Genomic DNA, 12,527 nt, shown 5'->3' with positions numbered 1-12,527 from the left:
TGCTCATGCGCACCTGCCGCCGGGAGCGTCGTCGACATCACCCCCGACGCCTCCCGGGTGGCCGCGCCCGCCGGCGCGAAGTCCGCCCAGAAGGGCCCTTCCGTCGCCGAAGAACGGCAGCAGGAAGGCGGCATGCGCGAGGTACCACCAGGCCAGGGAGCGATCCACGCCGGTGATCGTGAGGAGGGCGCCGACCACCACGCAGGAGAGCGGCCCGGCCAGGGCCACCACCGCCGCCTGTCGGGCCGTCATGCCGCCCTCCGGTATCACCGAGGTGCGCCACGCCCCGCGTTCGATGACGATGTGGGTCACCGTGCGTACCCGCTTCAGGACGACGACGTGCGCCACCTCGTGCAGGGCGAACGAGGCGATCAGACCCAGGGTCGCCGGCTTGAGCGACAGGGCCCAGGTCAGCTCGACCGGCCCCCGATCGCCCGAGCGAGCGAACCAGACCAGGGCCGCCGCCATCAGAGCACCGAGGAAGGCCGACAGCGGCCACACCTGGGCGGCGACCGCCCCGACCACGGTGCGCGGTCTCAGCTCAGTGGCCGGATATCTCTTCGAGGAGCCGCTCACGGCGCTGCCTCAACCCCCGGTAGGTGATCTGGACCATGATCAGCATGGCGGTGAGGAAGACGAAGAGAAAAAACAGCGGCATGGGGTCGGCCACCCCCATGGTGACGTCGATCGCGCCGTCGGACTTGTCCCGTGTCTCGAAGAACAGCGATCCGAAGAACGTCTCTCGGCGGACGATCTCGTCAGTTCCGGTCGAGAACATCAGCACGAGCAGGGCCAGCGTCACGGTCACCGATGTCAACAGGGCTGCGCCGAGAGCGGCCTTCCCGACCGACCGTGCCTTGATCATTTCTCCTCCTGGACTCGCTTGTGTGGATGCTTCTCACCGCGGACCGGACGAACAGGGCCGACGCTCCGACGAGGCCGCCCGTCACCGCCCAGGGCGGAAGACCGAGCAGGCCCAGTCCGATCATGAACAGGGCCAGGGTGATCGTGGCCACGCAGAGCCCCAGGAACACCGAGAACGGGTTGTCCCTCTCGGCCGGGAACACGATGCCGACGCACGTGGTCACCACGGCCCCGCCGACACAGCCGGCCAGGGCAGCCGCGCTCGGGGCCAGGCCGCCCACACCGAGCGCGAGGGTGAGGGCGAGCCCGGGTACGGCGAAGGCGGCGAGCAGGAGCAGCTGGGCCCTGATGAGCCGGCCGTAGACCCGCCAGGCGGACACCCTGGCTCCGGGCATCATCCGTAGCGGCTGGGTGGCGGTGAAATGGTAGAGGCCCCCGAAGGACAGCGCGGCCAAGCTCCACATCGGATTGACCGTCGGCCTGAGCAGCAGGTACACGAAGACCGCGACGGCCATCGCGGCGGAGACGGCGGTCTGCGAGGCGCGCAGCAGGCACCAGTCGTACGGGCCCAGCAGGCCCCGAAGCCGACGGCCTCCGGGGATGTTCAGGAAGCGGGACTGGCGCACGTGTTGGTTCGGGGTGAGTCCGAGCGCGAGGGCCGTCAGACCGAACGCGACGACCGCCGAGACCGCGAGGGTCGGCCAAGGCCCGTACGTGTGCCAGGCCCAGGACACCGACGACACCCACGCGTGAGAGGTCCGGTGCTCCAGGTAGGCGTCGGCGCTCTCGCGGATCATCGGGGTCACCCGGGTCGAGTACAGCACGGCCGCCAGGAAGAGGGCCAGGATGTTCAGGAGGCCCGCCGTTCGGCCGAACCCGACCAACATCCACAGCCTGGTCAGCGCCTGGTACAGGACGGAGAGGACCAGGTAGGTCAGGAGCACCGGCAGGACGAGCGACGCCGTGATGTACCCGACGGCGGAGGGACCGAGGAGGGCCGGCGCGACCGCCACAAGGGAGACCGCGCCCGCGCCGGCGACGATGGCGGTCATGGTGACCTCGTAGACGAGGAACGCCGCCGCGCGCTCTCGGTTGGTGACAGGCAACTGGTAGCTGAGCCCGAGCAGACCCTCGGCGTTGACGAAGAGGACCTTCACCAGGAGGAACGCGATCTGGACCCAGAGGACGACGGAGACGGTCGCGGTGTCGAACATCAGGCGCCACACCGCCGCGTCGTCGGCCAGGGGCCTGAGGAAGAGGTAGGCGGTGGCGCACAGTATGCCCAGGAGCAGAACGACCGCCACCGCGAGGAGTGCTCTGACGGGTCGGGAATCGAGGGCGCCGACACCGAGCACTCTGCGACGGAAGAAGACGAGGAGCATGCGGGCCAGAACTACGGCATGCGTCAGTCGTATCGTCATCGCGACTTCGACTCAAGGTAGTCGAACACCATGGCGGAAAGGGAACCGTGGTCCGCGATCAGTTCGGGTGTCGGCGCGTCGTACACCACGTTCCCCAGGTCGAGGAAGACGGTGCGGTCGGCCAGGCGTTCCAGGACTGCGAAGTCGTGCGTGCACAGCAGTACGGAGCGGCCCTCCTCGCGCACCCGTCGGAACTCCTCCTCGCAGAGTTGGAGCGCCTCCAGGTCGATTCCGTTGAGCGTCTCGTCGACCACGGTCAGCGGCCGGCGGACGACGAGGGAGGAGACGAGTTGTGTCTTCTTGCGCATGCCATGGGAGTAGTCCGCGACGAGGTGGTCGTAGCGGCCGTCCATCGAGAAACGCCGGAACAGGGAAAGGCCCGCGTCGTGGTCGATGTCGACATCGAAGAGTCGGCCCATCATGGAGACGTACTCACGGGCGGTCAGGAACTCGGGGAGGTAGTCGTTCCCGGACAGGTACATGGCCGCCTTCTTGGCCTCCGGTCGAGTGTGTTCGTACCCGCCGAGCCGAACGGACCCCGTCTGGAGACGCACCAGATCGAAGATGTTCTTGATCAGGGTCGACTTGCCGGAGCCGTTGGGCCCCACAAGACCGACGATCGAGCCCTCCTCCACGGTGAGGGACACGTCCAGGAGGACGTTGACGATGCCGTCGTAGGAATAGCTGACGTCGTTGACGTCCAGAAGCGTCACTGTCGCATCGATCCTTTGCCGAGTCGGCCCACGGGGGCGGCGTCCAGGCGGACCGGCTCGGCCACGGGGCGCGCCTGGACACCGTGCGGGCATGTCGCCCGACGACTAGTAGCCGGGGGACGTCACTTGCACTCGAACCGCACCTTGAGCCCGAAATCCTTGAACGCCCAGTTTCCGGTGAACGACTTGTTCTGCTTCACCACGCACCAGATGGCCAATCCGGAGATGATGGTGGCGCCCAACGCGAGGATCACCGCGGTGAACACCAAGAACCAGGCGTCGTAGCGGACAAGCCCCCTGTCGATCCGCGTACTGACCGAGTCGACCGCACGCGTGCCGACGTGACGGGCATAGACGAGGGATCGAGGCACCAGGGTGTTGCCGGACATGAACTTCTCACTCCGTTCGACGTGATCGCGACACGTCCGAAGATGCCATGCGCCCGACATCGCCAACAGTGTCCGAAAGGACACCCCGCTGCACCGCGCGACCCTTGAGTATCGCGATGACGGCCGCCTGTGTTCGACAGGCCACACGCAGTTTGCGGAAGACGCTCGCGACGTGCTTCTTCACCGTTCTCTCGGTAATGAAGAGACGGCGCGCGATGGCCGTGTTCGACTGGCATTCCCCGAGCGCGGCCAGCACCTGTAGTTCGCGCTTGCTCAGAAGGGAAAGGTCCGCCTCGCGCACCCACGACGGCACGTCGACCTCGCCACGACCGGTGAGGCCGTCTTCCTCGTCAGCATTGCCGTGTATGGCGATCGACCTCCGTCCCCGCGACGAGGTGGCCCACCCTCTCTCTCCTCGGACCCCGCGGCGGCGGGGCGGGATTCGGTCGAAACCTCGGGCGGCGCGGGGGCCCGATCGACTCGTCATCGCGGCGATCACGGCCCGTACGGAGCGAGGCGACCAGGCCGTATCCGACGAATCTACTGATCACGTCATGACCAGTCATCGACTACCCAATCAGCACCAAACTCCCGGCGCTGCGATGAACATCACACAAGGGGCTCGGATCTTCCTCGACCTTGACCTGGAGCGGCCGAGCCACCCCTCTCCCGGGACAGGCCCCGCCCGCCGGAGGGGCCGACCCACGGCCCCGCCGGGCCGGCCGCCCCGTCCCTCCCCGCCCGCCCAGGACAGTCCGATGCCCTGGGCGGGCTTCCGTCAGCCCCGGGCGTCAGCCACCCAGCGGAAGGCCGCCGAGCAGGCCGCCGGCGTTCAGCCGGTCGGTCGCGCCCGTGACGGTGTGCAGGGGCGATCCGGCCTTCTCGGTGTCGAGGGCGTCCGACTGCTGACGCAGCGGCATGATGTCGATGGGCCCCTTGGTCAGCGAGTTGAAGGCGCCGTTGAGGCTGGTCGGCGCGAGGTCCGCGGTGTCCTGCGCGCTCGCGGGCGCGGCGATTCCTCCGGCGACGGCGAGCGATCCGGCGACGACGGCTGCGGCCTTCAGGGATTTCATGGTGCTCCTCGTTCTCGGCGACCCGGGCGCCCGGGTCGGGGTTGGCGCAGTGCCTAACGAGGCCCGGTGAGGTGGGAAACCCACCGGTGGGGATCGTCCACACGTCCGCCACGGCATCGCGCCCACGCGGACGACAGACGGAGTCACGCCCCCGCACCGGAGCGCGGGGGCGTGAAGAGGCGGTCGGACCCGCCGGCTACGGTCCGCTCGGACCGGGAAGGCGAGCCGTCAGTTGATCGGCAGCACGGACGTCGCCATGGTCCCGGCGACGGGAAGACCCCCACCGGAGGAGTCGATGAGGTTCTGCAGCGCGGCCACCACGGCTTGGACGGCCATGGCCACCTGCTCGGGGTCTCCGGACGCGATGGCCGCCACCAGGGCGGCGACCGCCTGCTCAAGGGCGACCTGAGGGTCGACCATGGTGAGGGAGGCGTCGTCGAGAGAGGCCGGGAGTGTGACGGGTCCGGCGGCGCCGGTCGAGGACAGGGCGGGCGGCTCGGAGAGCACGACCAGGGTCTCCGGGTCCGCGTCCGTGCCCTGTGCCTCGACCAGGGTCTCGGCGGCGAGCGCGTTCAACTCCGCCGCCTCGGCGCTGGAGAGTCCGCCTTGGTCGGCCGCGGTGAAGGCCTCCACCAGGGCCGCGGCGGTGGCGAGGATGTCGCTCTGATCGTCCGCGGGGAGGGCGACCGAGGACGCCGTGACGGTGCGCTGCTCGGCGAGCCCGCCGTCGACCGCCAGGGCCGTGGGCCCGGAGATGCCGAGCAGCATGCCGGCGCAGAGTACGGAGGTGGCGAGTGGCCGTGCGGGCAGACGCATGGGGGGTTCCCTTCGCGGAGTCGTCAGAACGGATGCCGCCACCGTCTTGTCGGTCATCCGCTCCCGCAACCCGGCGGATCTCCCCACGACCGCCCGACGCCACGACTCGGAGGGGGGGCGGCCCTGCTCAGCGTGGGCATCGACGGCTGTACGGGTCGTCTTGGCCCACGTCCTCCGTCCGGGGCGGCTTCCTCCGCCCGAGGCACCCACACGGACGCGCCCCGGGGCCACGGTGGCCCGTGACGGACGCCCACGACGGACCGGCCGCCCGCTCGCGGAGGAACCACGAGCGGACGGCCGGTACGGGCACGGAGCCGACGTCAGGCGCGGACGACTCAGAGGTTCCCGCACTGGTTGCCGAAGGCCGGGTTCAGCAGACCGACGACGTCGACCGAGTTTCCGCAGAGGTTGACCGGAACGTGGACCGGAACCTGGACCACGTTGCCCGACAGCACGCCGGGGGAGTTGGCGGCGGCGGCCTGCGCGCCGCTGTCGGCAGCGGCGACACCGGCGGCGCCCGTCACAGCGGCAGCGGCGACAGAGGTCAGGGCCAGGCCCTTCGCGATACGCGACATCGAGAAATGCTCCTTGAAGTTGGATACAACATCCGGGCGAATGCCCGGCGCAGTGTCAACGCACCGTGGCCACGGGAGTTGTGCCGCCGAACGGGTGATGTGCCAGGTCATGGCCTGCGAAGCGCCCCCGGACAGGACGCGCCGCGGCCTCGGACGCACACCGCCGGGGCGTCCGGCCGCGCGGCGAGCCGGACGACTCGCCCCGGCGGCCGGATGGAGTGGGTCCCGAGGACACGGGGGCGTGCGGAAGCCCCAGGGGGCCTGCCTCGGGCCCGCGAGGCCGACGAGACACCCGGCGAGGGAGGGACGGGGACGACGGCCGACGCGCCGCGGGAACGCGCGCGCGGGGTGCCGCCCCGCCGATCGCGCGGGACGGCACCCCGAGGTGCGAGAGATCAGCCGCGAGCGGTCGCCCGGGAGCGGCGGTAGAGCATCGCGCCGGCCGCGACCATCGCCGCGCCGGCGGCCGCGATGCCACCGGCCTCCTCCATGGAGCCGGTCTCGGCGAGAGCGGGCTGGGGCTCGCTCTCCTGCATGGTCTGCGGACCGTCGGTGACGGTCACCGGCGTCTCGGCGGGCTCCTCGACGGGCTCCGGGGTCCCCTCCAGGGGCTCCGCCGTCTCCTCCAGAGGCGTCGGCTCCTCCTCGACGGTGGTGGTCGTGGTGGTCGGCGTCCCCTCGACGTTCTCGCAGGAGTTCCCGAAGGCGGGGTTCAACGCGCCGACCACGTTCACGCTGTTGCCGCAGGCGTTCACCGGAACGTCGATCGGTGCCTGCACGGTGTTCCCGGAGAGCACGCCGGGCGAGCCCTCGGTGATCGCCTCGGCGGAGGCACCGGAGGCGGTCGAGCCGTCGGCGCCGCCGGAGATGTTGGCGCAGGTGTTGCCGAACGCCGGGTTCAGCGCGGCGGCCACGTTGACGGTGTTGCCGCAGGCGTTGACCGGAACGTGGACCGGGGCCTGCACGGTGTTGCCTGACAGGACGCCCGGGGAGTTCGCGGCTCCTCCTTCCGCCTGCGCGTCGGCCATCGCCGGGCTGCCGCACAGGGAAAGGACGCCGGTCGCGGCGGCTGCCACGACCGCCCCCCTGCTCAGAGTCTGTCGCACTGTCGTTGTTCTCCTGCCTGAAGAAGTGGGAAAAGCCGGCCCCGGTACCAAACGAGTTGGCCGGGGCCGGCCGTGACGCAGCCGTACGGCTGGTGCGCGGACGGCGTCAGCCGTTGACGCAGGTGTTGCCGAACGCCGGGTTGAGCAAGCCGATGACGTTCACCGAGTTCCCGCACGCGTTGACGGGAACGTGCACGGGGATCTGGATGACGTTGCCGGACAGGACACCCGGGGACCCCACAGCGGAACCCTCGGCACCTGCGTCGGCGAAGGCCGGGGACGCCATGCCCAGTGCCATGATCGCGCCCGCGACGACAGCAGCGCTCTTCTTCATGAACTTTCCCTTCTTCGCGGTCATGTCCGAATGCCGGCCGAAGCCGAGCGAGCACAGCTTTGGGGCTCGCACCATGACCTGCGGCCTGCAAACGAGGAAATGACCACCGAAGCAACCGTGGAACGGGCACCTTCGGGAACTTCACTCGAATGCCCCGGAAGTCCGTTCGATTGCCGTGCGTCCATCAGAGCGCTGGCGATGGTCCGCCCGACCCTGACGCGACGACCTCGGCCGTCGACGAGGATCTCGGGCGGACCCCCCAAAGCGAGCGGAGGCCTGATCAGCCGGTGTTGGCCGACAGGACCGAGAGGTCCTCCAGGATGTGCGACAGCGCACCGTCGCGCTTGGCCTGGGTCGAGTTGTCGGCGCACTGCTGGCTCAGGTCGTCCGAGAGGACGTTCACGTCCTGGACCGGAACGAGGTTGACCACAGCGGCGTTGACGTCCTCGACACCGAGGCACGGCTTGTTCAGCGAGCCGTCCACCAGTGACATCTGCGGGCTCATGTCACCGCTGGTCGACGAGTTCCCGAACGCCGAGGTGGCACTGTTGCCGTTGGCCACCGTCGGACCGTTGTCGTCCCCGACGGCAAGCGCCGTCGGAGCAGCCGCCACCGACATTCCGATGACGGAAGCCGCGGCTGCCGCGCCGACCATTGCCTTCTTGAGCACTTCGCTTTCCTTTCCTCGTAGCGACGCATGCCCTACGGCCTCATCAACCGGATGCCTGATGAATAGTTGCGGGCGTTCACCCGGTTGGCCCACACGCACCTCGCGGGCCAGGGAAAGTGCCCTCCGGACGGTCTCGCACACCTGCCCCGCCGTAGGCCGACCGAGTGAACGGGAGAAACCCGGGACAGGGGGTGGAGTTGTCCAGAGCGCTCCGGTGGTCGGGGTTTCTCTGAAAGGACTGGCGAATGATCAAGAAGCTTGTTGCCACCACGGCGATCGCCGCCTCCGTCGTCGGCGCCTCCGCCGCCGCGGCTCCGCAGGCGCTCGCGATCGGCGACGACAGCGGCCCGACGGTCGCGAACGGCGACGGCGCCCAGCAGTACTTCGGCAACTCCACCACGTACGGCCACATGAGCCCGCAGATGGCCCTCATCCAGGGATCCTTCAACAAGCCCTGCATCGCGGTGTCGGACATCCCGGTCGCGGCCGGCGCGCTCATCCCGGTCCAGGACATCCCGATTCTCTCGGACGACCTGAACCAGCAGTGCACCGAGAACTCCACCCAGGCCAAGCGGGACGGCGCGCTGGCCCACCTGCTGGAGGACGTCTCGATCCTCTCCTCGAACACCGAGGGCTGAGCGGGCGGAACACGACGAGGGGCGGGTCGCCGGAATCACCGGTGGCCCGCCCCTCGTTCGTCCGCCCCGGGATCGGGGCCCCGCGGAACCCGGCGGACGAGCACACGGCGGGGGCCGCGTCGCGGCCGCCCGCGACCTCGACGACGCCCGACGCTAGGACACGACGTCCTTCCTGGCGAAACCCCGGAAGGCCAGGGCGAACAACACCAGGGCATAGGTCGAGGAGAGCACGGAACCCTGGATCATTCCGGACCACTCCGGCCGGGGCTGCAGGGCGTCGGCCCACGCGAACTGCCAGTGCGCGGGCAGGAAATGACGCCAGTCCCCGAGCGCCGTCACCGCGTCGAGCACATTGCCGACGATGGTCAGGCCCACGGCGCCACCGACCGCCCCCAGCGGCGCGTCCGTCCTGGTCGACAGCCAGAAGGCAAGCCCGGCGGTCACCAGCTGGGACACCAGGACGTAGCCGACGGCGACGGCGAGCCGTCCCACCGCCGTGGCCGCGTCGAGCGAGCCGCCGGTGGGGAGCGCCAGGGGACCCCAGCCGTAGGCGAGGGTGCCCACGGCGAGGGCGACCGACGGCAGCAGCACGATGGCGGCAAGACTCGACCCCAGGCCGACGATCAGCTTGGAGGCCAGCAGTCGGGCACGTGGCACCGGGGCGGCCAGCAGATAGCGCAGCGAGGACCAGCTCGCCTCGGAGGCCACGGTGTCGCCGCAGAACAGCGCCACCGGGATGACGAGCAGGAACCCGGCCGAGACGAACAGGGTCACCGCGGCGAAGTTGGCTCCCGAGGCGGTGGCCGTGTCCATCAGCGTGATCCGGTCGCCCCGGCCCCCCGGGTCTCCGCCGATCGCGAAGGCGGCCACCAGGACGAAGGGCAGAGCGGCGAGCACCGCGCCCATCACCAGGGTGCGGCGTCTCTTGAGCTGACGGACCGCCTCCACCCGAAGGGGAAGCGTCCGCGCCGGTCGGTAGCCGGGCGCCGCCGACCGCGGCGGAGCGGCACCTTCCACCGCGCCGGAGCCGGCCACCGCCGAACCCTCGCCGCAACCGGTGGAGCCCACACGCCGGGGCCGCCCCGGGGCGTCCTCGACCCCGGAGGGCACGGCGCCCGCGGAGCCGGACTCTGCGGCCCCCTCGGCCGAAGTGCCGGCGGACACCGGCCCCTCGGCCCGGGGCACGGCGGTGGCGGCGGTACCGCTGTCCGCCGGGGGACGCGTGCCGTCCGGTGAACCGGTACGTCCGGTGGGCGGGCTCATGAGGGGCCTCCGATCAGGGTGAGGAACGCGTCTTCCAGTCGGCGATGCGGCCCCACCGACTCGACCGGCACGCCCAGCCGAACCAGTTCGGCCACCAGCGGGGAGGCGGAGCCGTCGGCGCCGAGCCGGACCACCAACCCGTCCTCCGAGGCGACGGCGGACGCCACACCGGGAAGCCCGGCCACCGCCTCCACGAGCGCGTCGTCGACGACCCGTCCCGTCCGCACCGCCAACGTGTCCCCCGATCCGACGATCTCCTCGACCGGCCCGGTCCGCACGAGACGGCCCCTGTCCATGACCACCAGGTGGGTACAGGACTGCTCGACCTCGGACAGCAGGTGGCTGGAGACGATGACGGTGCGCCCCGCCGCCGCGTACCGGACCATCACCTCGCGCATCTCCCGGATCTGCGGCGGGTCCAGTCCGTTGGTGGGCTCGTCGAGGATCAGCAGGTCGGGCATACCCAGCATGGCCTGGGCGATGGCCAGGCGTTGCCGCATACCCTGCGAGTACGTCCGGACGGCCCGGGCAAGGGCGTCGCCGAGCCCCGCGATCTCCAAGGCCTCCGTCAGATGGGCGTCCTCGGCGGGCCTGCCGGTCGCCCGCCAGTACAGCTCCAGGTTCTCCCGGCCGGACAGATGGGGCAGGAAGCCGGCGCCCTCGACGAAGGCGCCGACCCGGGAGAGCACCGGGGCCCCGGGGCGAACGGCGTGCCCGAAGACCCTGATCTCGCCCTCGTCCGGACGGATCAGGCCCATCAGCATGCGCAGGGTCGTGGTCTTGCCGGCGCCGTTCGGCCCGAGCAGGCCGAGCACCTGCCCGCGATCCACCCGGAAGGACAGGTCCCGTACCGCGTAGCGGTCGGCGGAGCCGGCGTAGCGCTTGCTCAACCCGGTGATCTCCAAGGGGACCTCGGCCGAGGCGAGGTCCGGGGCGGGGGTGGCGCCGCGCCGGCGCACCGTCAGCACCAGGGACAGCGCGAGCGCCGCTCCGGCCGGCGGCAGCCACCAGACCCACGACGGAAGGGTGGCGGCGGCCGTCGTGATCCCGGGCGCGGTGGGCACGAGCAGGTCACCGGCCAGGGAGACGGTGTACCTGGCCGGGGCGAGCGGCGAGGCGTAGGCGAGGTCGGTGGCCGCCAGGACGAGACGGATTCGGTGGCCGCGCTCGATCTCGTGGTCGATCGCCGGGAGGGTGAGAGTGGCCTCGCGCCCCGATCCCGTGCCCTCCAGCCGCACGGGAGCGACCAGTTGGGACGGCAGCACCTGGCCGGCGCCGTCGGGGGCGACGTCGTAGAACTTGGCGAAGAGCACGGCGTCCTCGCCGGTGGACCGCACCCGGACGGTCACCTCGGGCGCTCCGGTGACGCGGAGGTCGTCGGCGAGGGGATCCGAGGTGAAGGTCGCGTGTTGCCCGGGGAAGTCCAGCGCGACGCCGACGCCCAGGGCGGAGAGTCGGGACAGGGCGCCGCCGCCGAGGCCGGGCAGGCCCGAGACGGCGGGGGGGTTGGCGCCGGCCGGATTGGCGAAGGTCTGTTCCTCCCCGGTCAACGGCACGGGTTCGGGGTCGCCGGTGAGCCCCGGGTAGGCGTCCGCCGCCGCGCCGCGCAAGCGGGCCTCGCCGTCGGTGGAGTCGACGCCCCCGGAACGGCTGACCCGGAACACCGGACCGGTGTCCGCGCCGGGGTCGCCCTTCAGGTGACGGTCGAACCACGCGGTGACGCGGGCGTCGATCCGGGCCGACTCCCGGTCGCCGCCGTCGTGTCCGCCGGCGACCCAGTCGACGTGGACGGGTGCCCCGTTGGACTCGATGGCCGCCGCGGCGGAGTCGGCCTGGTCGAGCGGGAAGAGCGAGTCGGACTGGCCCTGGACCAGCAGGGTCGGAACGTCGATGGAGTCGGCGACGGCCACCGGGCTGCGTCGCCGGAGGAGGTCGACGGCCTCCTGGTCCGGGACGCCCGAGGCGGCGACCCTCTCGTACATCCGGCAGAGGGGCTCCTGGAACGCCTCGCACCCGCCACCGGTGTTGACGAAGACGCCTGCCCAGAGCTTCTTGAAGACGCCGTCGGGGAAGAGCGCGTCGGCCAGGTCCCAGTAGGTGAGGGCGGGGGCGATGGCGTCCACCCGGTCGTCGTGCCCGGCGGCGAGGAGGGCCACGGCGCCGCCGTAGGAGGCGCCGGCGATGCCCACGCGGGGGTCCCTCCCGTCGTCGAGGAGGACCTCGGGGCGGTCGGCGAGCCAGTCGATCAGCCGGGAGACGTCGGCGACCTCCGTGTCGGGGTCGTTGAGCCCGATGCGCCCGGTGGAAGCCCCGAAACCGCGCGCGGACCAGGTGAGGACCGCGTAACCGGCCCTGGCGAGTTCCTCCGCGCGGCCGGTCATGTCCTCCTTGTCCCCGCCGAAGCCGTGGGCCAGCAGCACGGCCGGTCTGCGGTCGGGAGGGCCCGCGGTGAAGTAGGAGGTGTCCAGGCGGACTCCGTCGGGCATGGTCACGACCCGATCGGCGCGGCTCACCGCCGCCTCTTCCGCCGCGGCGCCGGTCGTCCAGGTACCGGCCCCGACCAGCACGGCGAGTGCGGCCAGGGCGGTGACGATCCGCCAGGGGCGCCGTCGGGGCCCGCGTGTTCGGGGCGGACCGGGCAGTCGAAGATCCATGCGTACACGGT

Annotated in this window: 15 protein-coding genes; 1 reads left to right on the top strand and 14 read right to left on the bottom strand. The window is 71.1% G+C overall.

Features of this window, described 5'->3' with window-relative positions; all coding sequences use genetic code 11:
* Positions 1 to 3 precede the first annotated feature (3 nt).
* The 12 genes from JEK78_RS15195 to rdlA all read right to left on the bottom strand — a co-directional run bounded on the left by JEK78_RS15195 (position 4) and on the right by rdlA (position 7,961).
* Positions 4 to 576 carry a hypothetical protein gene (locus JEK78_RS15195; protein ID WP_200259446.1) on the bottom strand — a complete coding sequence of 191 codons (573 nt, stop codon included), beginning with the start codon at positions 574 to 576 and terminating at the stop codon, positions 4 to 6.
* The gene (locus JEK78_RS15190) at positions 542 to 808 is read right to left on the bottom strand and encodes a hypothetical protein (protein WP_200259443.1); all 267 of its coding nucleotides are present in this window, start codon (positions 806 to 808) and stop codon (positions 542 to 544) included. Before JEK78_RS15190 ends, JEK78_RS15195 begins: the two co-directional genes overlap by 35 nt.
* Positions 759 to 2,285 (bottom strand): hypothetical protein, encoded by a 1,527-nt coding sequence (locus JEK78_RS15185; RefSeq protein ID WP_200259441.1) that lies wholly within the window; start codon positions 2,283 to 2,285, stop codon positions 759 to 761. The genes JEK78_RS15190 and JEK78_RS15185 overlap by 50 nt, the downstream gene beginning before the upstream one ends.
* A complete protein-coding gene (locus JEK78_RS15180) occupies positions 2,282 to 2,998 on the bottom strand; it encodes an ABC transporter ATP-binding protein (RefSeq protein ID WP_200259438.1) in 717 nt (238 codons plus the stop codon). Before JEK78_RS15180 ends, JEK78_RS15185 begins: the two co-directional genes overlap by 4 nt.
* Before the next feature lie 122 nt (positions 2,999 to 3,120).
* Entirely contained in the window at positions 3,121 to 3,387 is a 267-nt protein-coding gene (locus JEK78_RS15175) for a hypothetical protein (RefSeq protein WP_200259435.1), read from the bottom strand.
* 7 nt (positions 3,388 to 3,394) lie between these two features.
* Positions 3,395 to 3,688 (bottom strand): LuxR C-terminal-related transcriptional regulator, encoded by a 294-nt coding sequence (locus JEK78_RS15170; protein ID WP_200259433.1) that lies wholly within the window; start codon positions 3,686 to 3,688, stop codon positions 3,395 to 3,397.
* A 490-nt stretch (positions 3,689 to 4,178) separates the two neighbouring features.
* Positions 4,179 to 4,460 carry a hypothetical protein gene (locus JEK78_RS15165; protein WP_200259430.1) on the bottom strand — a complete coding sequence of 94 codons (282 nt, stop codon included), beginning with the start codon at positions 4,458 to 4,460 and terminating at the stop codon, positions 4,179 to 4,181.
* Positions 4,461 to 4,688: 228 nt separating this feature from the next.
* Positions 4,689 to 5,276, bottom strand: coding sequence for a hypothetical protein (locus tag JEK78_RS15160; protein ID WP_200259427.1), 588 nt, complete (start codon positions 5,274 to 5,276; stop codon positions 4,689 to 4,691).
* Between the two features lie 335 nt (positions 5,277 to 5,611).
* Positions 5,612 to 5,851, bottom strand: coding sequence for a chaplin ChpG (gene chpG / locus JEK78_RS15155; protein WP_200259424.1), 240 nt, complete (start codon positions 5,849 to 5,851; stop codon positions 5,612 to 5,614).
* Positions 5,852 to 6,246: 395 nt separating this feature from the next.
* Complete coding sequence (locus JEK78_RS15150; protein ID WP_242483089.1) at positions 6,247 to 6,957, bottom strand: chaplin; 711 nt, start codon at positions 6,955 to 6,957, stop codon at positions 6,247 to 6,249.
* A gap of 106 nt (positions 6,958 to 7,063) precedes the next feature.
* The gene (chpD, locus tag JEK78_RS15145) at positions 7,064 to 7,291 is read right to left on the bottom strand and encodes a chaplin ChpD (protein WP_200264191.1); all 228 of its coding nucleotides are present in this window, start codon (positions 7,289 to 7,291) and stop codon (positions 7,064 to 7,066) included.
* A gap of 280 nt (positions 7,292 to 7,571) precedes the next feature.
* Positions 7,572 to 7,961: a rodlin RdlA gene (gene rdlA, locus JEK78_RS15140; RefSeq protein ID WP_200259421.1), complete on the bottom strand. Its 390-nt coding sequence runs from the start codon at positions 7,959 to 7,961 to the stop codon at positions 7,572 to 7,574.
* 245 nt (positions 7,962 to 8,206) lie between these two features.
* Here rdlA and JEK78_RS15135 point away from each other — a divergent pair, with 245 nt between their 5' ends.
* The gene (locus JEK78_RS15135; RefSeq protein WP_200259418.1) at positions 8,207 to 8,599 is read left to right on the top strand and encodes a rodlin; all 393 of its coding nucleotides are present in this window, start codon (positions 8,207 to 8,209) and stop codon (positions 8,597 to 8,599) included.
* A gap of 153 nt (positions 8,600 to 8,752) precedes the next feature.
* Here JEK78_RS15135 and JEK78_RS15130 read toward each other — a convergent pair whose 3' ends face one another.
* Together JEK78_RS15130 and JEK78_RS15125 are read right to left on the bottom strand one after the other, a co-directional pair.
* Complete coding sequence (locus JEK78_RS15130) at positions 8,753 to 9,616, bottom strand: ABC transporter permease (protein ID WP_200264190.1); 864 nt, start codon at positions 9,614 to 9,616, stop codon at positions 8,753 to 8,755.
* 242 nt (positions 9,617 to 9,858) lie between these two features.
* Entirely contained in the window at positions 9,859 to 12,516 is a 2,658-nt protein-coding gene (locus tag JEK78_RS15125; protein WP_200259415.1) for an alpha/beta fold hydrolase, read from the bottom strand.
* Positions 12,517 to 12,527: the final 11 nt, after the last annotated feature.

Origin of the sequence: Streptomyces sp. HSG2, from assembly GCF_016598575.1 — a bacterium.
Lineage (GTDB): Bacteria > Actinomycetota > Actinomycetes > Streptomycetales > Streptomycetaceae > Streptomyces.
Note: the sequence above shows the minus strand (reverse complement) of the source record. Positions and strands in the feature narration are given on the sequence as shown.

Bases quoted from the DNA above. Each gene is read 5' to 3' on its own strand.
- JEK78_RS15185 (WP_200259441.1), bottom strand. From the start codon at position 2,285: ATGACGATACGACTGACGCATGCCGTAGTTCTGGCCCGCATGCTCCTC.
- JEK78_RS15175 (WP_200259435.1), bottom strand. From the start codon at position 3,387: ATGTCCGGCAACACCCTGGTGCCTCGATCCCTCGTCTATGCCCGTCAC.
- JEK78_RS15165 (WP_200259430.1), bottom strand. From the start codon at position 4,460: ATGAAATCCCTGAAGGCCGCAGCCGTCGTCGCCGGATCGCTCGCCGTC.
- JEK78_RS15160 (WP_200259427.1), bottom strand. From the start codon at position 5,276: ATGCGTCTGCCCGCACGGCCACTCGCCACCTCCGTACTCTGCGCCGGC.
- chpG (WP_200259424.1), bottom strand. From the start codon at position 5,851: ATGTCGCGTATCGCGAAGGGCCTGGCCCTGACCTCTGTCGCCGCTGCC.
- chpD (WP_200264191.1), bottom strand. From the start codon at position 7,291: ATGAAGAAGAGCGCTGCTGTCGTCGCGGGCGCGATCATGGCACTGGGC.
- JEK78_RS15135 (WP_200259418.1), top strand. From the start codon at position 8,207: ATGATCAAGAAGCTTGTTGCCACCACGGCGATCGCCGCCTCCGTCGTC.
- JEK78_RS15125 (WP_200259415.1), bottom strand. From the start codon at position 12,516: ATGGATCTTCGACTGCCCGGTCCGCCCCGAACACGCGGGCCCCGACGG.